The sequence below is a fragment of the [Clostridium] aminophilum DSM 10710 genome (genome assembly GCF_000711825.1).
In the GTDB taxonomy this organism is placed as follows: Bacteria; Bacillota; Clostridia; order Lachnospirales; family Lachnospiraceae; genus Clostridium_R; species Clostridium_R aminophilum.
In genome coordinates this window covers 79,557-99,711 of the sequence record NZ_JONJ01000014.1, presented here as the reverse complement: position 1 = coordinate 99,711, position 20,155 = coordinate 79,557, and the positions used below count along the sequence as shown (strand labels likewise).

The following is a 20,155-nucleotide window of genomic DNA, read 5'->3' as shown; positions in this document are numbered from 1 at the left end:
TAGGGTCAGCAATTACAGTTTATCTGAGGTATCTTTCTTTTTCTATAAATTTACACTTCTATCCACACTTTAAATGTTACAGGAAGCTATGAAACAAAAAAATCCCCGATCCGATCTCCCGATCGGACCAGGGACGTAAGATACGCGGTTCCACCCTGATTACCGCAAAAAATGCGGTCTCTCATTGTGATGATAACGGAATCACCGGACTTTATTGGAGTCTCTCCGAGGTGGCCGTGAACCTGTCCCGGCAGAGCGCTTTCAGCACCGGAATCCGGGCGCTCCTCTCTTTGCCGTTCGTATGAACACTAATCCTCATCTGCGATTTCAGTGATATATTGAAATGCGTTTTTCGCATTTCCTTCAGGCATTCGGTATTATATACCGCCTCCGGAAAAAAATCAATCCTCGTCTGCGTTCTCCCAGTTGTTGTGAACGGCCTGAACGTCGTCGTCCTCATCCAGAAGATCCAGAATACGGTTGAGCTTCTTCTTTGCATCCTCGTCGGAGACATTGACCCAGGTCTGCGGAATCATGGTGATGTCTGCTTCCACCATCGCGATGCCTTCCTTCTCAAGTGCCTCGCGAACCTCGGAGAAATTCTCCGGATCGGTGATCACTTCGAAATCATCCTCATTCTCGGTGAAGTCCTCTGCACCTGCGTCGAGAGCGAGCATCATGAGCTCGTCCGCATCCATCTCGCACTCTTCCTTGTCGATGATGATCTGACCCTTGCGGTCAAACATGAAGGAAACGCTTCCCTGTGCGCCGACATTGCCGTCGCCCTTGGAGAATGCCGCGCGAACGTTTGCCGCGGTACGGTTCTTGTTGTCGGTCAGAGTCTCAACGATGATCGCAACGCCTGCCGGACCGTAACCCTCATATACCAGGTTCTCGTAGTTTACGGATGCCGCATCACCGGCCGCTTTCTTGATACCACGGTCAATGGTGTCGTTCGGCATGTTTGCCGCCTTTGCCTTCGCAATGACATCACGGAGCTTGCTGTTGTTTGCCGGGTCTGCTCCGCCTTCTTTTACTGCAACGGCGATCTCACGTCCGATGACAGTGAAGATTTTTCCCTTAGCCGCATCGTTTTTCTCTTTTTTGTGTTTGATATTCGCAAATTTTGAATGTCCTGACATAACAGCACTCCTCTGTATTTTTTCTTTGTTCCATGTTAGGAAACTTAACAATCAAATATTTTAACACTCGGTTCCGGTCCTGACAAGCGGTTATTTCACTGTATTTGCAGACTGACTTTCCGCGGCGGGCTCCGCCGGCTGCGCACTGCCTGCGGCCGCATTTGCCCCCGGTTTCTGGGCGTAGATCAGATGAAGCGTTCTGCGGCGCACATCGCGGACACGGAAAGTCCAACCGCAGGACCGGATAATCGGTTTTTCATGTTCCTCCGGAATGCGGCCGAGCTGACCGATCAGATAACCGCTGATCGTCTCGAAGGACTCGAGCGTCTTCCCGTCAAATTCAATATCCAATGCGCGGGCCACATCTTCCAGCGGCGTATCGCCGACGAGAAGAAAGCTCCCGTCCGATCTCCGGGTAATTCTCTGCTCATCCTCGTCGTACTCGTCTTCGATGTTTCCGACGATCTCTTCGAGGATATCCTCCATGGTGATCAGTCCGGCCGTCTGTCCGTACTCATCGATCACGACCGCCATATGCACCTTTCTGGTCTGCATCTGATGAAAGAGCTGGTCAATGCTGGCGATCTCGGGGATAAAATACGGTTCCCGGATCAGTCCTTTCAACTCCTTCAGTTTTTTCTGACGGTTTCCGTCCTCCTCCGAAAATTGCAGCACATCGCGGATATGGATCACACCGATGATGCGGTCGATGGTATCGAGATACACCGGAAACCGGGAATTTGCCGCCTCATTTAGAATGAAATCCACGGCGTCATGAAGAATCATTTCCCCGTCCAGCGCCACGATGCCGGAACGGTGCGTCATGATATCACCGGCGGATTTTTTGCCGAGTTCAAACACATTATTAACCATCTCGGCTCCTGTGCCTTTAATACGCCGTTTTCATGTCCCTCTGTCACCAGATATTTCAGATCATCGCGGGTGACCTGCTCGTGATCCACCGCCGGATCAGTGCCGATCAGGCGAAGAAGCGGATACGACAGCCACCGGATAATCGCGCGCAACGGTGAGAGAATCGTGATCACCGCGGTGACCGGATGAAGAAAGCGTTTCGCCCAGCCCTCCGGATAATCCGCGCCCCTTTTCCGTGGAATGACAATGCCGAACACAACCGTGAACAGCGCCGTTCCGAGAATCACCGCCGGAATCGCAGCCCCCGGAAGCTCCCGAAGCAGCAGATAACCGATCACACCCTCCGCCATGCACAGGATCTGCTCCATCAGGTGAAGGGATGAAATGAAGCCTTTCGGCTCATCGATGAGTTCCATGAGCGCTTTCGCATCCGGATCCCCGTCTTCACTCTGATCTTCCAGTTCCGTCTGATTCAGATTCTGGATCGCCGACCCGAAGCCGTAGAATACCGCTAATATACTGCTCACCGCACAAATCGTCAGAATTCCGACCGGCCAATATTGGTGTATGTCCATTTCTCTTCCCGTCCTTTAAAACATCCTCATGAAGTTCTCATGAAGCAGTAAATGATCTCATCAGCCGGTCCGCTATCTCCGTGGCAAGCACCGAGTGCTCTCCCTTTTCGATTCCGGCAAGTGTTCCGGCTTTTCCGTGTATATATACTCCAAGGCAGGCGGCATCGTCAAGTTCGAGGTCAAGCGCCGCCAGCCCCGCGATGGTTCCCGCAAGCACATCGCCGCTGCCTCCCTTCGCCATGGCCCCGCTGCCGCTGTCGCCGAGAAATACATTTCCGTCATGCCGGGCAACCACCGTCACGGAATCCTTCAGTACGCAGATTACGCCGTGCTCCTCACTGTACTCTTTCGCACATTTGACCGGATCCCGCTTGATCTCCGCAGCATCCAGATCGGTAAGTCGCGTCATCTCGCCGATATGGGGCGTAATGATGACATTTTCCGTAAAATACCCGGCAAGGTGCGGATATTCCGCCACCGCATTCAGTCCGTCGGCGTCAAGAATAATCGGAACATACGCGCTCAGAAGAATGTGCTGAAGAAGCTTCTCCACATGTCTTCCGGTCCCGAGCCCCGGGCCGAGGACGATCACGGATGCCCACTCGCAGGCTTCTTCCGCCATCTTCCGGAAGTTTTCCGGTTCCTCCATCGCCTCTTCCGGATCGTAAGCGGTAATGATCGCCTCCGGAAGAAGGGTCTGAAGAACCGGCACATTGGCCCGCACCGTAAAGAGGCGAACAAGTCCCGCACCGGTCCGGTACGCCGCAAGCGCCGCAAAATATGCTGCTCCGCACATTCCCTCCGAGCCTGCCGCGATCAGAACCTTACCGTAGGTTCCCTTGTGCGAATCCGCTTTTCTCGGCGGGATCCGGTGAAGATCCTCCGCATCGTATGCAAAGAAGCGGTCGCCGGAATATCCGTTATATTCCGGGAATCCGATGTCCGCGATCTCGATCCGTCCGCAGAGTCCGTGCCCCGGATAGAACACCATACCGGTCTTCTCAAGTCCGAAGGTGACGGTCAGATCCGCGCGGACCGCACTGCCGAGTATGGCTCCGGTTCTGCTGTCCACGCCGCTCGGAAGATCCACCGCGACAACCGTCCCGCTGTTTCTCGCGTTCAGGTACGAGACCGCATCCGCAAAGTCTCCCTCCACATTCCGGGAAAGACCGACGCCGAAGAGCGCATCCACGGCAAGGATAAATTCTCCGCCCTCAAAATCATTCCACGCGGTAACCGGAATGCCAAGCCGGTCCGCAATGTCCAGCTGTTCCTGCATCTCCGGGGTATACCTTGACGGATCGCCCACCGTGACGATGGCGGTCTCATATCCCCGAAGCGTCCAGATTCGGGCCATCGCCACACCGTCCGCACCGTTATTGCCGGTTCCCGCCAGAATCAGAAGCGGCTGTTTCCGCTCTCTGCGGAAACATTCCGGAAATGTCTTCTCCGCACAGTCACAGCAGGAAAGCGCGGCCCGCTCCATCAAAACCAGCGAAGGGATTCCGATTTCGCGGATCGCATGCGCGTCAATTTCTTTCATCTGAGCACCGGTAACAAGATGTCTCATGGCTGATCCTGCCTTTCCGCGACCGCAAACGCAGTCGCCTCCGTCTTTGTATTGGTAATAGAAACATGAATCCGGACGATACCGAGGCTGTCCGCGCGTTCCTTTGCTTTTCCGTAGAGAACGCAGTACGGTGCGCCGAGTTCATCGCGGAGTGCCTCGATGTCCGTCGGTCCGAAGTTCCGAAATCCGGTCCCGAGCGCTTTGGAAACCGCTTCTTTTACCGCAAAATCGCCGGCAAGCCGCGAGCTGCTGCCCCCGGCCTGTCGGCGCTCATTCTCCGTAAAGACATGCGAAACAAAGGTCTCCCTCCGGCAGGCATGTTCCATACGTTCTATCTCTGTTGTATCGATTCCGATTCCAGCAATCATTGATTTTCCATCTCTCGAAGCGTTTCGGCTTCCTGCTTCATCTTGTCCTGAAGCGAACAGACGCGATAGGAAAGACGCATCAGGCTCTCTGACAAATGAACATTCTCGACAACGACATCATCCGGAACCTGAAGATCCACATGGGCAAAATTCCAGATTGCCTTAATGCCCGAATTCACCAGTCTCTGTGCAATCTCCGCCGCTTTCGATTTCGGAATCGTGAGCGCTGCGATCTGAACGTTATTCTCATGGATAAAGTTTTCCAGATCATCGATTCCTCGAATTTCCACGCCGCGGACCACAAGCCCCACCAGGCGCGGGTTCACGTCAAACATTCCCTTCAGCACAAAACCACGTTTTTCAAAGTTCGCATAATTGGCAATCGCCTGTCCGAGGTTCCCGGCACCGATGATGATCAGATTGTGCTGGCGGTCGATTCCGAGAATCTTGGCAATCTCCGAGTACAGATACTTTACATTGTAACCGTATCCCTGCTGCCCGAACCCGCCGAAATTGTTAAGATCCTGACGGATCTGGGAAGCTGTAACCTTCATCCGCACACTGAGATCATTGGAAGAAATCCGTTCAACCCCTTCTTCGATCAGTTCTCCAAGATACCGGTAATACCGCGGAAGTCTGGTAATTACCGCCTTTGAAATCGTTTTCTGCTGCTCCACTTTTAAAACCTTCTCTCTGTCAAAATCATTCCCGGACATACAGACTTTGATTTTTGCGGCCCCCCGCAAGCGCCCGTACCCGCAAGCGTTGCCGGCGACTGCCGCGATCACGAATTGAAACGCGCGAAGCGTGTTTCGTCTCGTCTCTGATTAGTCAGTTTTGATTATAACATACGTCAAATTCTTGTCAATCAGATATGATTTCAACAAATTTACACCGCAATATTCACTCCGCACCGTATTTTTGTACAGTTTGCAGCGGAAATATAACCTGTTTCGGTCAGAAACCGCCGTTGATCAGATAGTAGAGAATGAATGCAACGGCCAGACCGATCAGAATCGCGGCTGCGACGCGAAGAGCCGAAACCGGCGTGTCGCCGCTGACGCGGCCCGTCTGTCCGTTGACCACAAAGCGGTATACTTTATCGCCGTAGCGGAAGGATGACATCCAGACCGGAAGTAAAATATAACGGTAGCCGATCCCGGAATAATCCGTCCGGATCGAGGTGACCTCCGCACGGTCACAGACATGCTGGCTCCGGATCCGCCCCGCCGCTTCGCTCCGCATTCTGGATTCAAGGATATCCTTTGCCTCAGTCCACGCATCCTTCATGCGGACGGTATAACGCTCCGCCGTAAATCCCGCAAGATAATCCGGCTTGTAAACCACCGCCTCTTCCATCCGGAACGGTTCTACCCCGCGGATCATCGCCTGACTGTTTTTAGTCGATGCGCAGACGATCTGATCCCGGACCGGGAGGGAGAATTCGCCGCGTGTCGAATGCCAGTCCACCACAACCTGTGTCTTTTTTCCGTCCGAGCTATGCACGGTCCGCTCTCTCCCGTATCGGCCGGTGTAAACTGAGTGGGAATCGGCGTCAAAGGACCAGTACGGGAGATACACGCCCTGAAACGCGTCCGGACGCGCGCTCTGCTTCGCCTGCGTCGGGCAGAACAGTTTTCCGTTGATCCACCTTGTAAACCGTCCTGCCGCCTCCTTCCGGGCGATGCCGAACGGAATCACGCCGCCCGGAGCCATCACATTCTGCTCCGCATCGCCGGCTTCCACGATCTGCGTGCTTCCGCAGTACGGGCAGACCTGCGCGATGGCATTGACATCATAGACACTTCTCGCGCCGCAGGAACGGCAGACAACGGTTCTCGTCTCCAGTCCCCAGTCCGTGGAAGCCGTTTCCTCCGAATGCTCAAAATCAAGCACTTCCGGCCGGTCCGGTTCCCGATCTTCTTCTATCTCTTCTTCATAGCCGCAGAACTCACATTTCAGACGGGAACTCTTCGGATCAAAGATCAGAGGAGCTCCGCACTGCGGACATTTTTTATTTGACTCTTCGACCTGTCTGGCCTCCTTCGGCTCTTCATATCCCTCATCCGGGGATCCGCCGGAAGCCTCCGTCGTCATTCTGGTCTCATCCATTGATCTACCTCATCCGATCATCTGACAATATCGCCGTCATCAAACGGGTCCCCGCAGTTCGGGCAGAACTTCGGCGGCCTGGTCGGATCTTCCGGCTCCCAGCCGCATTTATCGCAGCGATACTGCGGTATCCCGGCCGGTTTTGCCTTGCCGCACTCGGAACAGAATCTGCCCTTGTTTTTTGCGCCGCAGGAGCAGGTCCAGAACAGTTCTCCCGTCTGCGGTCTCTCTTTTCCGCACTCCGAACAGAATTTTCCGGTATTCCCCTTATGCCCGCATTCACAGTCCCAGGAAGCCGCATTGGATGCTGCCGGTGCGGGGGCCGCCCCGGACGGTGCGCTCTGCGCCGCTGCCTGCTGTGCTGCGGCCTGCTGCTGTGCCGCGGCCTGCTGCTGTGCCGCCATTCCGAACAGACTTCCCGCATTCATCCCGCCGGCCATATTGGCCATATTCATCCCGGCAAAGGCCATCATCGGTCCGGCTGATGTGTTGGCGGCGGCCGCTTTCATTGCGTCCGCCTGCGCAGCCGTCAGATGCGCCGCGGCCATCGCCGGATTGGAGAGAACGGCATTCTTCTGCAGCTCCTTGATGGTCTTCTCATCCTCCTCGGAAGCAGTGATGGAATTGACGCCGATCGCCGTGATGGAGATTCCGTAGTGTCCGCCCCAGTTCTCCGTCAGCTCCTGATCCAGCGCTCTGCCAAGCTCCATGGAATGCGCCGGAACTGCACTGTAACGGACACCCATCTCCGAAATTCTCGCGAATGCCGGCTGCAGCGCGGTCAAAAGTTCACTGCGCATCTGGGATTCGATCCGGTCTTTCGTATAGTCATTCTCAACATTGCCGCAGATATTCTTGTAGAAGAGGATCGGATCCGTGATGCGGAACGCATATTCTCCGTGGCAACGGATCGCGATATCCATATCCAGTCCGATGTTGCGGTCCACCACGCGGAACGGGATCGGCGTCGCCGTGCCGTATTTGTTTCCGATAATATCTTTGGTGTTGAAATAGTACACTCTCTGATCGTTCCCCGTATCGCCGCCGAAGCCGACGCGGTGCGCGAAGCGTCGAAAGCTTTCCCTGACGCTCTCTTTCAGATTACCGTAAAAGATACTCGGCTCCGTGGACTGATCATACTGAAACGCGCCCGGCTCCGCACAGATCTCCACAATCTCGCCCTGATCGACGATGATCATGCACTGACCGTCATTGACCGTGACAATGGATCCCTGCGAAATGATATTATCGGTTCGTTTTGTGTTGAATGCCCTCTTCTGCTGTCTGACCTGTCCCTTTACCGCTAATGTATCGTTGTCAAGTGACGGACAGTAAAAATACTCTTTCCACTGGTCTGCCAACACCGTTCCCGCTGAAGCAGCTGCAACCTGAATCAGTCCCATATCGGTCCTCCTCTTCCTTCTGCCGTTCTCTTTAATGTTCTTTCTCCGGAATTTTTTATGACAGACACAGTTATTTCCCGCATTTGCCATGTGACAGATTAATTGTACTCTATTTTTCCAAAAACTCCATGTTCATATCCTGAATATTTTCTGACAAATAGATCGTGGCGGCGCGCTTCCGCTCAGCGTCGTGTGCATCCTCACGGAGCGTTATTGTTTCATAGGGAATTTCGGAGAAATTTCCTGTGAAATAAAAAAAGCAGATGCCCGATGATGATTCGGACACCTGCTTCTCACATTACTCGAATTTTTCTTTCTTCATCGGCTCGGATTTTCCGGCTCCCCGTCCCATCAGAAGAACCATCACGGCCTTCTGCACGTGAAGGCGGTTCTCCGCCTCCTCAAAGATCTCTTCCGAATGTTTCTCAAAGGTCTCTTCCGTGATCTCAAATCCGCGGTTGGCCGGCAGACTGTGCTGAAGCAGCACATCCGGTTTTGCGGCGGAAAGCATATGCTCGCTGACGGTAAATCCGCGGAAGACTTTCTGCATCTGAACAGTGGAGGCCTTCTCCCCCGGCGGAAGGAGCGATCCGGTCACCACGACGTCGGCATCCTTTACCGCTTCCGTCGGAGAATAGGAGTACTCACAGTCCGGATTGCCCTTTGCAAAATTCTTTGCAGCATTGTCCGGTCCGTATCCCGGCGGAGTCGCAACGCTTACCTTCATGCCCATTTTCAATGCGCCGACGATAAAAGAATTGCAGACATTGTTGCCGGAGCCGACATACGCGGCTTTCAGACCGTTCAGCACACCGTATTTTTCGCGAATGGTCATGAGATCAGCCAGAACCTGACACGGATGCGCGAGATCCGTCATGCCGTTGATGATCGGTACCGTGCTGTATTTCGCAAACTCTTCCAGTTCCTGCTGCTTTCTCGTGCGGATGACCACCCCGCTCAGATAACGGGAAAGTGTCCTGGCCGTGTCCTGAACCGGTTCCCCGTTAAAAATCTGCATGTCGTCCGCGGACAGATACTGTGACTGACCGCCCAGCTGATAAATGCCGGTCTCAAAAGAAACTCTCGTTCGGGTGGACGCCGTATGGAAGATCAGTCCGAGTGATTTTCCGGACAATCTCGTGTGTGCAATGTCGTGTCTGCTCTCATACTTCAGCTGATCCGCAAGATCGAGAATCTGTGTGATCTCTTCCGGAGTGCAGTCCACAAGTCTTAACAGATTGTTCATGATCCGAATACCTTTTTCATAACCGCTACCGCGCGGTCAATTTCCTCTCTGGTAATGACAAGCGGCGGAAGAAGACGGATGACATCTGTTCCTGCTGTCAGAACCATTACCCCCTGGTTTAAAAGTTCTTCTACAATTTTAAGCCTGTTTTCCGGATTCTTCAACACAATTCCGAGCATAAGACCCATGCCGCGGACATCCGTAATCTCCGGAGAACCGATCGAGAGGATGCTATCTTTCAGATATTCGCCCTTTTTCTCCACTTCCGCAAGGAATTCCGGCTGAGTGACCACATCCAGAACAGCACTCGCCGCCGCGCAGCTCATCGGGCTTCCGCCGAAGGTACTTCCGTGATCCCCCTTGCCGAGAACGTCGGCACACTTTTCGCCGACCATGACCGCTCCGATGGGAAGACCGCCGCCGAGTCCCTTTGCCATGCTGACCACATCCGGCGTAACGCCGAACTTCTGGAATGAGAACAGCGCTCCGCTTCTTCCGATTCCGGTCTGAACCTCATCGACCATAAAAAGAATATCATTTTCACGGCAGAACTCGCAGGCCGCCTTCACGTAGTCCGCATTCAGAGGGCGGACGCCGGATTCACCCTGAATCAGCTCCATCATCACACCGCAGGTATCTTTCCCGGCCTTTTTCTTCAGGTCCTCGAGATCATTTGCCTCCGCATAATCGAAGCCCTCGGTAAACGGGAAGAAATTCTGGTGGAAATGATCCTGACCGGTCGCCTTCAGTGTGGTGATGGTGCGCCCGTGGAAGGAATTGACCAGTGTCACGATCTTGCTTCGGCCGTCACCGTATTTGTCATGGGAATACTTCCGGGCAATCTTGATCATTCCCTCGTTCGCCTCCGCGCCCGAGTTTCCGAAGAACACCCGGGACATACCGGTCGCCTTCACCAGTTTTTCCGCCGCGTTGATCATCGGCTCGGTATAATAAAGGTTGGAGACATGCATCAGCTTGTTCGCCTGCTCCGTCACCGCCGCCGTCACCTTCGGATTGTGGTAGCCGAGACAGTTTACGCCGATGCCGCTGGTCAGATCCACATACTCTTTTCCGTCGACGTCCACGAGAACCGCGCCGTCACCGTGATCGAAGCACACCGGAAAACGGCCGTAAGTCTGCATGACATAGGTTGCCTCGCGATCTTTGATTTCCTGAAAACTCATCGTTATTCTCCCCCTTTTCCCTCTTATGCGCTTATGAGAACATGGTTCCGACACCCTCGGAGCTGAGAAGCTCGATCAGGATGGAATGCGGCACACGGCCGTCTTGAATATTGGCTCTCTCGACACCCTGACGGACCGCTTCGACGCAGCAGTCCACTTTCGGGATCATTCCGCCGGAAATGATACCCTGCGTGATCAGCGCCGGAACCTGCGATACTTTCAGTTCCGGGATCAGAGTGCTGTCGTCCTTCGGGTCACGGAGAAGGCCCTTGACATCCGTGAGAAGAATGAGTTTCTTTGCATGGAGTGCAACGGCAAGCTTTTCCGCTGCGGTATCGGCATTGATATTGAAATTCTCGTCATCATTCATGCCCGCGGCTACCGAAGACACAACCGGAATATAGCCCTTTGCCAGAAGATCGGTCACAATCTCCGGATGAACCTCCACAATATCGCCGACCTGGCCGTAGTCGGTTCCGTCCGGATCCACCTTCTTCACTGCGCGGAAGAGACCGCCGTCCATGCCGCCGAGACCCACGCCGTGGCCGCCTGCCTTGTCCAGAAGGCTGACCAGATTCTTATTGACTTTTCCGCAGAGAATCTGCTGAACAATGTCCATGGTCACCTGATCGGTGTATCGGAGTCCGTTGATGAACTTCGACTCATGTCCGATCTTCTTCAGCATCGCAGAAATTTCCGGGCCGCCCCCGTGCACGAGAACGACATGAATACCCAGCATGTTCAGAAGGACGATGTCCTTGATGACATCCTGCTTCAGTTCTTCGCTTGTCATGGCGTTTCCGCCGTATTTTACAACAATGATCTGTCCGGTATATTCCTGAATATACGGAAGCGCCTCAACCAGTATCTTTGCTCTCTCTTCCGGCATAATGGTCATTTCTTTTCCTCCTGTCTCATTTCGGTTCCTGTCATTTTCTCTGTGAATACCTTCACGTGAATGCCGTTACGTGATTTCCGGCACCATCACACGTTCAGTCCGGCTGTCTCGTTGAAGCCGAGCATGATATTCATGTTCTGAACAGCGGAACCGCTGGCTCCCTTTCCAAGATTGTCAAACAGTGCGGTCACAATGGTCTGATCCTCGTGGCCGTTCACGATCAGCTGCATTTTGTCACTTCCGGCAAGAGTGTTGGCCGCGATCATGCCGTCATATCCAAACTCGTGCACCTGCACCATCGCTGCATCCGCATACCACTCCGCCAGTTTCTTCTGAACATCCTGCGCGCTCGTTACGCCGTTCAGCTGACTGTTGTGGAACATGATTGTGACCGCCATTCCTTTGTAGTAATCATCCACTACCGGAAGGAATACCGGCGCATGGGTCAGTCCGCAGATCTTCTGCATTTCCGGAATGTGCTTGTGTTTGAGTGTCAGTCCGTAAATTCTCGGGCTTGACAGCTCTGCCGGACGGCCTTCGTCCTCATACTCCGCTATCATCTTCTTTCCGCCGCCGGAGTATCCGGTCAGGGAAAATGCGGTCAGCGGAAGGTCTTTCGGGATCACACCCGTTTCCACCAATGCATAGACCGGAATCACAAAACCGGAGGCGTGACATCCCGGATTCGCCACCCGCTTCGATGCCGCAATCGCCGCTCTTTTCTCAGGGGAGAGTTCCGGAATACCGTAGTCCCAGCCGGGGGCAACACGGTGAACGGTCGCCGCATCGATGATGCGTGTCTTCGGATTCACCACGAGTTCCGCGGCCTCCTTCGCCGCATCATCCGGAAGGCAGAAGAAAACGATATCCGCCTCATTCATGATTCTCTTTCTCTCTTCCACATCCCGGTGCTTCTCATCCGAAATCTTCAAAAGCTCAATATCAGTTCTGCTGCCCAGTCTGTCCGCTATCTGAAGTCCCGTTGTTCCGGATTGTCCATCGATGTATACAAGAGGTTTTGCCATAGGATACCGCCTTTCTTCTGCTTTATTCTTCGGTTAAGATTCAAACGCCCGGTGCGCCTCGATAAATGATCCGATCACGCCGATCTGCCGCTCAACTTCCTCCGGTGCCGGTCCGCCGAATGACTTTCTCCCCTTCACACAGGTGGAAAGATCAATGGCGTGGTAGACATCCTCCTCGAACAGCTCGGAGTGCTGACGGAATTCTTCGAGTGTCAGGTCGCCCAGTCCCTTTTCCTTCTTTACACACTCGCCGACAAGCTGTCCGGTGATATGGTATGCATCGCGGAACGGAACGCCTTTTTTGGTGAGATAGTCCGCACAGTCCGTCGCATTGATGAATCCGCGGCTGGCGGCTTTCTTCATATTCTCCGGAAGAACGGTCATGGTCTCGAACATCGGTTTCAGAACCTTCAGACACATTTTCACCGTGTCAATGGCATCGAACACCGCTTCCTTGTCTTCCTGCATATCTTTATTGTAGGCAAGCGGAAGACCCTTCAGGAAGGTCAGGCACGTCATCAGCGCGCCGTACACTCTTCCGGTCTTGCCGCGGATCAGCTCGCACACATCCGGGTTCTTTTTCTGCGGCATGATGGAGCTTCCGGTGGAAAATGCGTCATCCAGTTCGATAAACTTGAATTCCCAGGAACACCAGAGGATGATCTCCTCGGACAGGCGGGAAAGGTGCATCATCAGAATCGACAGGTCCGAGCAGAGCTCGATGCAGTAATCGCGGTCCGAAACACCGTCCAGAGAATTATCGGTCACAGCGGCAAATCCGAGCTGCTCCCGGACATAATCACGGTCGATCGGATAGGTCGTGCCGGCCAGAGCACCCGAGCCGAGAGGCATTTCATCCATCAGCTCATAGGTGTTCTCCAGTCGCTTCACATCCCTTTTCAGCATATTCGCGTAAGCCATCATATAATGGCCGAAAGTGACCGGCTGCGCCCTCTGAAGGTGCGTGTATCCCGGCATCACCGTCTCCGTGTGCTTTCCGGCGGAATCGTTCAATGCCTGCATCATGTCGAGGATCAGGGCGTGAATGTTCCGGATCTCTTTTTTGACGTACAGTCTCATGTCCAGTGCGACCTGATCATTTCTGGATCTCGAGGTGTGAAGACGCTTTCCCGCGTCGCCGATCCGCTCGGTCAGAATCTGTTCCACAAACATATGAATATCTTCCGCATCATCGGAAAATGCAATCTTTCCCTCTTCGATCTCTTTCAGAATCACACCGAGTTCCTTCACGATGCGGTCCGCCTCGTCCTGCGGGATGATTCCCTGCTTTCCGAGCATCTTCGCATGTGCCGTCGAACCGGTGATATCCTCCCGATAAAGACGGTTGTCAAACGGAAGGGATGAATTGAAATCATCCACAGTCTTATCGGTTGTCTTGCTGAACCGTCCAGCCCACATTTTTGCCATCTGATGTCCTCACTTCCTGCCCTAAAATTATTCCACGTCCGGGAAATGCTTTCCGGTCTTTGCCGCAAGTTCTGCGTCATTCAGTGCGCGAACCTTAAGCGGAAGGCCGTAAAGATTGATGAATCCTGCCGAATCTGCCTGATTGTAGCAGTCGTCCTCATCAAAGGTTGCCATTCCGGAGGAATACAGACTGTACGGACTGGTCACGGAAGCCGGGATAATGTTGCCCTTGTACAGTTTCAGCTTCACGTCGCCGGTAACGGTCTCCTGTGTGGAATCCACGAAAGCGCTCAGCGCCTTGCGAAGCGGTGTGTACCACTGACCGTTGTAGACAAGCTCGCCGAACTTCTGTGCCGCAATCGCCTTGAAGTGGGAGGTTTCCTTGTCCAGTGTGATCTCTTCCAGTTTGCTGTGTGCCGCATAGAGAATGGTTCCGCCCGGAGTCTCATATACGCCGCGGCTCTTCATTCCGACCAGACGGTTCTCGACGATATCCAGAATGCCGATTCCGTTTGCTCCGCCGATACCGTTCAGATACTCGATCAGGCTGAGCGCATCCATCTCCTTGCCGTCCGCCGCAGTCGGCACACCCTTCTCAAAATGGATCTCCACGTAGGTAGCCTTGTCCGGGGCATTTTCCGGAGAAACGCCGAGTTCCAGGAATCCCTCTTTATTGATCGGAGCCTCGTTCGCCGGGTCTTCCAGATCCAGACCTTCATGGCTCAGATGCCAAAGATTCTTGTCCTTGGAATAGTTGGTCTCCTTGCTGATCTTCAGCGGAATGTTGTGTGCTTCCGCATATTCGATCTCCTTCTCACGGGAATCCAGCTCCCAGAAACGCCACGGTGCAATGACATCCATGGCCGGAGCAAAGTGCTTGATCGCAAGTTCAAATCGAACCTGATCGTTGCCCTTTCCGGTACATCCGTGGGCAATGGCGTCCGCACCCTCTTTCTTTGCGATCTCGACAATTCTCTTTGCGATGATCGGACGGGCGAAGGATGTTCCGAGAAGGTATTTCTCGTATTCGCCGCCGGCCTTAATGGTCGGAACAATGTACTCTTCCGCAAACTCTTTCTTCAGATCGAGGATATAAAGCTTGGAAGCGCCGGTTTTCTTTGCCTTTTCTTCCAGTCCGTCCAGCTCCGCTCCCTGACCGACATCCGCCGATACCGCAATGATCTCAGCACCGTAATGCTCTTTCAGCCACGGAATAAGAACCGATGTGTCAAGTCCTCCGGAATATGCAAGCACGATTTTGTTATACTTTTTCTCTGCCATAGTCTGTATCCTCCCTGTCATGATATTGAGTTCCGGTGTGCGCCCCGCTCCATTCTTACCTGGAGTTATCGGGTCCCGCCATACAATTCCTCCGGGTGATTTCTCCTGAAGTTGAACCGATTATATCGCCTCATTGAATATTATGCAACCACATTTTGCATATTTATTGCATATTATTACATCTTTATGCACTTATTAGGTGTTATTATCCATTTTTGATGCATATATAGACATTATGACGAGAATCCGGCCGCGATGTAATATTCACAAAACATTGCATATTTTGGTGTTTTATGTATTATTATACATCATTTTTATGTCGGCTATAACCCGCTTTCATGGAGCCTCACATTCTGATTCTACACCCATTTTTATGATCGCAAGCGCAGATGATACTTTTTTTTTCGCGGGACGTGCACATCCTCGCGGAGAGCTTATGCGGTATGGGAAAGTGTGAAGCACTTTCTTATACCACAAAAAATCTCCGGATCCGGCCTCTGACAGCCGGATCCGGAGATCCATCATTTGATTTTATTTATTCCGTTAGTCATTGCGGATAGCGCTGAGCGGACTGAGCTTCATTGCCCGCTGAGCCGGGAAGAAGCCCGCTGCCATTCCGACAAGAACAGCAAACAGGAGGGCTGCTGCCGCAAGCCAGATCGGGATGACCGATATGGCAACGGACGCCGTATCTCCTCCAAACTCACTCCCGGCGATCGCACCGCCCAGAAGTCGGTTGATCACCACGGAAATCCCATAGCTGAATACCAGACCGAATACTCCGCCCAACAGGCCGATGAGACCTGCCTCGATCAGAAACATGCTGCGGATGTCGCGCATATCGCATCCGAGAACTTTCATGATGCCGATCTCTCTGGTTCTCTCATAGATCGACATCATCATCGTATTGGCTATGCCGATGGCGGCAACGAGAAGCGATACCGCTCCGATTCCGCCGAGAACTGCCTGAATCATGTTTGAAGTCTGTTGTGTCTGCTTCAGATATTCCATCTGGCTTGTCGCCTGATATCCCATATCCTGCAGCGTCTTCTGGACGATCTCAACTTCCTCCATATCATCGACGTCGACTCTCGCCTCATTGTAAATAAAGTAGCGGTAAGGCTTTCCCTTTTTGTTCGTCGGCTGCCCCGGAATCGCCCGTTTTCGGTATATTTTCCGAAGCTGCGCTTTCAGCTGATCCAGATCCGTGATCACGCTGTAACTGTATCGGTTCCAGGAACCCTCTTTGCCTTCAATGTAACCAACCGTGTCCAGAATGTATTTTTTCGGTGCGGTCGGTTTGGTCCCGTCGTCTCCGGATGCCGGATTCTTCGCCGCATAATAAGAGTCTGTATCGAATATGGTAAACATCGGCAGATGAAAATCAACCTTCTGTTCCATACCGTCCATATCAAAGTCATACCGGTTCGACGCTTTCGGATCAAAGAAACTGGTTCCGACCATATTGCCGACCAGAAGCTTCACACCGTTATCCGACTCCTTCGGATACGTTCCCTCCCGAAGTTGGATGGATTGCATGGCCCGGATCGGAATTCCGGTCAGGGTGACATTTGCCTCATACGGTCCCTGTTTCATCAGAACGCTGGTCTCAAGAACCGGATAGGCATCCTGAACATGCGGAATAGAACGAAAACTGTCCACCTTCTCGTCCGTCAGAAACTTTGACTCCGCATTCTTGTCCTGCGTCGCGTCCCCGTAATTATAGACGGTAATCTGCGTCAGACTTCCGAGCTGTTCGACAGAGGACATAAAAAACTGCTTCAGTCCGATTCCAAGGCTCAGCATGACCACAATGGACGTCACGCCGATAAAGACGCCGAGCACCGTGAGAAATGTCCTCAGGCGCCGTCTGCTGAGGCTGCCGAGACTGATTTTCAAAAGATCCCGAAAACTCATTTCTCTGCAGCCTCCTTTCTTCTCCTTCACCGGCGGTTATCTCTGCCGCTGTACCTGTTTCTGTACCTGTGCCTGCTTCTGTGTCTATGCCTGCTGTACCTGCTGTTTCTGTGTCTGTTCTGTGTTCGCTGCGGTTTCTACTGTCTGCTGCTTTTTCTCTTTGCGGAATAATCAGACCGCCTTATTTAGCAGGAGATCCATTCACGTTCTACTGACCGGAAGTATTGTCCTGACCGTCCCCGCCGTCAATGGCTTCCTCTTCCCGTCTCTTTCTCTCGGCTTCTTTCTTTTTCCGCTTTCTGTGCCAGAAGAAGATCCCCGCCGCTGCGACCGCACCGATCAGAGCTGCCGCAATCATCTTATTCCGTCCGGATCCGGTATCTTCCTCGATCTCCGGCTCCATCCCCGTATAATCCATCTCCGGCACCGGCTCGGTGACCATCAGCGTCAGTTCCTTCTCTGACTCGGTGATCTCGCCGTTTTCATCCTCGTAAGAAATGATGATCCGGATCTTTCCGTCATCCTCCGTCGGAGCGACGCCCTTCAGCATGGCATCCACATTTCCGGTCTCACCGGGCTTGATATTGCCGACATAGGCGTCACGGGTCTCGATGGAAGCGCCTTCAAAGCGCGCCGTCACGTTGTAGAGAATCACCTTTCCCGTGTTATTGATTCCGAACATGACATTGGATTCATTGCCCACCGTCACATTGTCCGGCATCACTTCAATGGTTCCGGTTGTAAAACGCGGTTCCTGTTTGACCGGGATGGCAATGCTGACTTCCGCGGAGGCATTCTTAAACTCCGGGCTGTCGTAGACTTCCTTGATCGTCATCTTATACGACTTCTGCGCCGCAATGGGTGACGGTGTGTACTGCAACACCAGCTCCGAAGACCCGTTTGGGCCGAGGCTGTTGATCACCTTGCTGGACCCGCCGCTGGACGATGTGAAGATCGGCGTGGATTCCACCTCTTCCGACACGAAATTCAGCATGATATTCGATGCACCGATGCTGCCGGACGCATTTTTCATCGTCACATGAAGTTCAAACGGCTGACCGGCATAGACCTCTTCCGGCTCGGTGCGGAAGGAATCCACAACAATTCGCGCCTTGCTGCGGTCCTGCTCGCCTGCATCCTTATCAAGATCATTGTCATCCTTCTTTCCCTTTACACGGACGTAGAACACCAGATCTTTCGGCTCGGAATACTCGCCGTTTTCTTCCTCCCGCCAGCGGACCTGATAATGGATCGGATAGAAGCCGCCGGTCACATCTTCCCGAACCGCCATACTGTAGTGGGCGGATGTTCTCGCCCCGGATTCCATATCGCCGAGTTTCCGCTGATAATTTCCCTCATTGATATCGAAAGGGAATTTTGTGACATCCCCGTCCACCTGCATGTCAACGGTAACATCATGGGCCTTCCGCTGTCCGATATTGGTGAAATTGACATCAAAATCCATGACCTCCGAATGCAGCGCATACGGTGTAAACTGGTCATCGCCGATCCGGAAATCATAATCCAGCGTCGACTTGTCCTCATCATCCTTGTCCTTATCCGATGCCGGGGAAACCCAGATATTGACGCCGCTTGTCCAGTTGGGCACATGCGCGTCCCCGTCACTCTCAAAACGGAAAAAAGCCTGATAATATCCTTCCGAGAGATCTTTTCTCAGCCGGTAGGTCAATGTGACCGACTTCGCCTTTCCCTTTCCGATGTTTCCGATGGTCTTCTCCTTAAATGTATCGGAATCTGCCTCAAACGGATACTGGGAATCCACATAGCGGAAGTACGTGTCTTCCTCGTCCTCATCGTCTTTCTCCCGGATGAGATTCTGATCCTCCATGATGCTTTGGGACTCATCCGGTGTGCAGAGCGTCACCTTCAGATTCTTGATGTCGTACGACTCATCGCCGTGGACAACCATCGAGATCTTAATCTTCTGTCCCGCTCTTGCCCGCGGAACTTTGCTGGTCGTGATTCTCCCGTCATTAAAGGATGTCACATCCAGCATGGCCGCCTCGGCCCGCATCGGAAATTCTCCGTCAAAGAGAGCCCCCGGTGCCGTATGATCTGCCGATTCGGTATTCCGTACCGCTGCCGGCGCAAAACTGATCACCGCCGCGGCCAGCAGAACCTGTGCGGTCCGAACGACATACTTACACCATTTCTTTTTCATATTTCTTTTCCCCGATTCATCAATCTCCGTTTGGCGGCCGGTTCGTCTTTCTGCTTTCAAAACCTGCCGGAACCATTTCTTATCCGGTCCGACCGTCAGGCGATCCATAAAAAAACATCTTTTCCCTCAGTCGATCGTGTGGATCTTTCCGTCCACAATATGAAAACGCCGGTCCGCATATGACGCAATCTGATTGTCATGCGTAACCATAACCAGCGTCTGCCTCTGTTCCCGGACGATGTTCTGCATCAGTTTCAGCACATCCATCGTCGTGTGAGAATCCAGATTTCCGGTGGGTTCATCCGCAAATATGATCTCCGGCTTTACCGCCAGAGCCCGGGCGATACCGACACGCTGCTGCTGACCGCCGGACATCTGTCCCGGCATATGGTCCATGACCTTTCCGAGCCCGACCAGCTTCAGATATTCTTCCGCAATCCGCATTCTCTCCTCCGGCCGCATGCGCCGGAACGAAAGCGGAAATGCCACATTTTCCTGCGCATTCATCGTCGGAAGAAGATTGTAGGACTGGAAAATGAACCCGACCCGTTCCCTGCGGAATGCAACCAGCTCATTTTCCGTCATGTGCTCGATATGTGTTCCCGCAATCACGATTTCTCCGCGGGACGGCGGTTCCAGCCCGGCCAGCATATTTAAAAGAGTGGACTTTCCTGATCCGGAAGGCCCGACGATCGCGCAGAATTCGCCGCGCCGGATATCGAAGCTGAGTCCGTCGAGTGCATGAACCGCTGTCTCACCGACGTGATAGATCTTATAAAGATTTTTCACCCGGATCACCGGTTTCTCTTCCATATGACCGCTCCTCTCTCTTTCCGAACCGTTGGAAATATTGACCGCAAATCCGTTCTTCTCTCCGTCGTCTTTGGTTAACCTTAGGATAGTTTACCACAAAAACCATATTCCGCCTTATTACTTAATCCTTACAAAAAC

17 protein-coding genes are annotated in these 20,155 nt (G+C 53.1%); all 17 read right to left on the bottom strand.

The window, feature by feature from the left end; all coding sequences use genetic code 11:
• Positions 1-401: 401 nt before the first annotated feature.
• The 17 genes from BR86_RS0110960 to BR86_RS0110880 all read right to left on the bottom strand — a co-directional run bounded on the left by BR86_RS0110960 (position 402) and on the right by BR86_RS0110880 (position 20,017).
• Complete coding sequence (locus tag BR86_RS0110960; RefSeq protein ID WP_031473865.1) at positions 402-1,142, bottom strand: YebC/PmpR family DNA-binding transcriptional regulator; 741 nt, start codon at positions 1,140-1,142, stop codon at positions 402-404.
• 90 nt (positions 1,143-1,232) lie between these two features.
• On the bottom strand, positions 1,233-2,015 hold the full coding sequence (locus BR86_RS15280) for a hemolysin family protein (protein WP_051684760.1): 783 nt from the start codon (positions 2,013-2,015) through the stop codon (positions 1,233-1,235).
• The gene (locus tag BR86_RS15275) at positions 1,964-2,590 is read right to left on the bottom strand and encodes a DUF21 domain-containing protein (RefSeq protein ID WP_051684759.1); all 627 of its coding nucleotides are present in this window, start codon (positions 2,588-2,590) and stop codon (positions 1,964-1,966) included. The genes BR86_RS15280 and BR86_RS15275 overlap by 52 nt, the downstream gene beginning before the upstream one ends.
• 37 nt (positions 2,591-2,627) lie before the next feature.
• Entirely contained in the window at positions 2,628-4,160 is a 1,533-nt protein-coding gene (locus BR86_RS0110950; RefSeq protein WP_031473863.1) for a bifunctional ADP-dependent NAD(P)H-hydrate dehydratase/NAD(P)H-hydrate epimerase, read from the bottom strand.
• The gene (acpS, locus tag BR86_RS0110945) at positions 4,157-4,528 is read right to left on the bottom strand and encodes a holo-ACP synthase (RefSeq protein ID WP_031473861.1); all 372 of its coding nucleotides are present in this window, start codon (positions 4,526-4,528) and stop codon (positions 4,157-4,159) included. Before acpS ends, BR86_RS0110950 begins: the two co-directional genes overlap by 4 nt.
• Positions 4,525-5,205 carry a redox-sensing transcriptional repressor Rex gene (locus BR86_RS0110940; RefSeq protein WP_031473859.1) on the bottom strand — a complete coding sequence of 227 codons (681 nt, stop codon included), beginning with the start codon at positions 5,203-5,205 and terminating at the stop codon, positions 4,525-4,527. The genes acpS and BR86_RS0110940 overlap by 4 nt, the downstream gene beginning before the upstream one ends.
• Before the next feature lie 280 nt (positions 5,206-5,485).
• The gene (locus tag BR86_RS0110935) at positions 5,486-6,640 is read right to left on the bottom strand and encodes a hypothetical protein (protein WP_051684757.1); all 1,155 of its coding nucleotides are present in this window, start codon (positions 6,638-6,640) and stop codon (positions 5,486-5,488) included.
• Between the two features lie 17 nt (positions 6,641-6,657).
• Positions 6,658-8,043, bottom strand: coding sequence for an SPFH domain-containing protein (locus BR86_RS0110930; protein ID WP_031473855.1), 1,386 nt, complete (start codon positions 8,041-8,043; stop codon positions 6,658-6,660).
• A 298-nt stretch (positions 8,044-8,341) separates the two neighbouring features.
• A complete protein-coding gene (gene argF, locus BR86_RS0110920) occupies positions 8,342-9,289 on the bottom strand; it encodes an ornithine carbamoyltransferase (protein WP_051684756.1) in 948 nt (315 codons plus the stop codon).
• On the bottom strand, positions 9,286-10,473 hold the full coding sequence (locus BR86_RS0110915) for an aspartate aminotransferase family protein (protein ID WP_031473851.1): 1,188 nt from the start codon (positions 10,471-10,473) through the stop codon (positions 9,286-9,288). Before BR86_RS0110915 ends, argF begins: the two co-directional genes overlap by 4 nt.
• Positions 10,474-10,504: 31 nt before the next feature.
• Positions 10,505-11,371, bottom strand: a complete 867-nt coding sequence (argB, locus tag BR86_RS0110910) for an acetylglutamate kinase (protein WP_031473849.1) — start codon at positions 11,369-11,371, stop codon at positions 10,505-10,507.
• An 86-nt stretch (positions 11,372-11,457) separates the two neighbouring features.
• Positions 11,458-12,396 (bottom strand): N-acetyl-gamma-glutamyl-phosphate reductase, encoded by a 939-nt coding sequence (gene argC / locus BR86_RS0110905; RefSeq protein WP_031473847.1) that lies wholly within the window; start codon positions 12,394-12,396, stop codon positions 11,458-11,460.
• Positions 12,397-12,429: 33 nt separating this feature from the next.
• Positions 12,430-13,824 carry an argininosuccinate lyase gene (gene argH / locus BR86_RS0110900; RefSeq protein WP_031473845.1) on the bottom strand — a complete coding sequence of 465 codons (1,395 nt, stop codon included), beginning with the start codon at positions 13,822-13,824 and terminating at the stop codon, positions 12,430-12,432.
• Between the two features lie 27 nt (positions 13,825-13,851).
• On the bottom strand, positions 13,852-15,105 hold the full coding sequence (locus BR86_RS0110895; RefSeq protein ID WP_031473843.1) for an argininosuccinate synthase: 1,254 nt from the start codon (positions 15,103-15,105) through the stop codon (positions 13,852-13,854).
• A gap of 543 nt (positions 15,106-15,648) precedes the next feature.
• Positions 15,649-17,022, bottom strand: coding sequence for an ABC transporter permease (locus tag BR86_RS0110890; protein ID WP_031473841.1), 1,374 nt, complete (start codon positions 17,020-17,022; stop codon positions 15,649-15,651).
• 208 nt (positions 17,023-17,230) lie between these two features.
• Positions 17,231-19,204, bottom strand: a complete 1,974-nt coding sequence (locus BR86_RS0110885; protein ID WP_143099362.1) for a COG1361 S-layer family protein — start codon at positions 19,202-19,204, stop codon at positions 17,231-17,233.
• Positions 19,205-19,330: 126 nt separating this feature from the next.
• Positions 19,331-20,017 carry an ABC transporter ATP-binding protein gene (locus BR86_RS0110880; RefSeq protein WP_031473837.1) on the bottom strand — a complete coding sequence of 229 codons (687 nt, stop codon included), beginning with the start codon at positions 20,015-20,017 and terminating at the stop codon, positions 19,331-19,333.
• Positions 20,018-20,155: the final 138 nt, after the last annotated feature.

What these genes read in the sequence shown, in the direction of transcription:
- BR86_RS0110950 (WP_031473863.1), bottom strand. Translation starts at nt 4,160, where the DNA reads ATGAGACATCTTGTTACCGGTGCTCAGATGAAAGAAATTGACGCGCAT.
- BR86_RS0110960 (WP_031473865.1), bottom strand. Translation starts at nt 1,142, where the DNA reads ATGTCAGGACATTCAAAATTTGCGAATATCAAACACAAAAAAGAGAAA.
- BR86_RS0110895 (WP_031473843.1), bottom strand. Translation starts at nt 15,105, where the DNA reads ATGGCAGAGAAAAAGTATAACAAAATCGTGCTTGCATATTCCGGAGGA.
- BR86_RS0110930 (WP_031473855.1), bottom strand. Translation starts at nt 8,043, where the DNA reads ATGGGACTGATTCAGGTTGCAGCTGCTTCAGCGGGAACGGTGTTGGCA.
- argB (WP_031473849.1), bottom strand. Translation starts at nt 11,371, where the DNA reads ATGACCATTATGCCGGAAGAGAGAGCAAAGATACTGGTTGAGGCGCTT.
- BR86_RS15280 (WP_051684760.1), bottom strand. Translation starts at nt 2,015, where the DNA reads ATGGTTAATAATGTGTTTGAACTCGGCAAAAAATCCGCCGGTGATATC.
- BR86_RS15275 (WP_051684759.1), bottom strand. Translation starts at nt 2,590, where the DNA reads ATGGACATACACCAATATTGGCCGGTCGGAATTCTGACGATTTGTGCG.
- BR86_RS0110885 (WP_143099362.1), bottom strand. Translation starts at nt 19,204, where the DNA reads ATGAAAAAGAAATGGTGTAAGTATGTCGTTCGGACCGCACAGGTTCTG.
- argF (WP_051684756.1), bottom strand. Translation starts at nt 9,289, where the DNA reads ATGAACAATCTGTTAAGACTTGTGGACTGCACTCCGGAAGAGATCACA.
- BR86_RS0110880 (WP_031473837.1), bottom strand. Translation starts at nt 20,017, where the DNA reads ATGGAAGAGAAACCGGTGATCCGGGTGAAAAATCTTTATAAGATCTAT.
- BR86_RS0110890 (WP_031473841.1), bottom strand. Translation starts at nt 17,022, where the DNA reads ATGAGTTTTCGGGATCTTTTGAAAATCAGTCTCGGCAGCCTCAGCAGA.
- BR86_RS0110935 (WP_051684757.1), bottom strand. Translation starts at nt 6,640, where the DNA reads ATGGATGAGACCAGAATGACGACGGAGGCTTCCGGCGGATCCCCGGAT.
- BR86_RS0110915 (WP_031473851.1), bottom strand. Translation starts at nt 10,473, where the DNA reads ATGAGTTTTCAGGAAATCAAAGATCGCGAGGCAACCTATGTCATGCAG.
- acpS (WP_031473861.1), bottom strand. Translation starts at nt 4,528, where the DNA reads ATGATTGCTGGAATCGGAATCGATACAACAGAGATAGAACGTATGGAA.
- argH (WP_031473845.1), bottom strand. Translation starts at nt 13,824, where the DNA reads ATGGCAAAAATGTGGGCTGGACGGTTCAGCAAGACAACCGATAAGACT.
- argC (WP_031473847.1), bottom strand. Translation starts at nt 12,396, where the DNA reads ATGGCAAAACCTCTTGTATACATCGATGGACAATCCGGAACAACGGGA.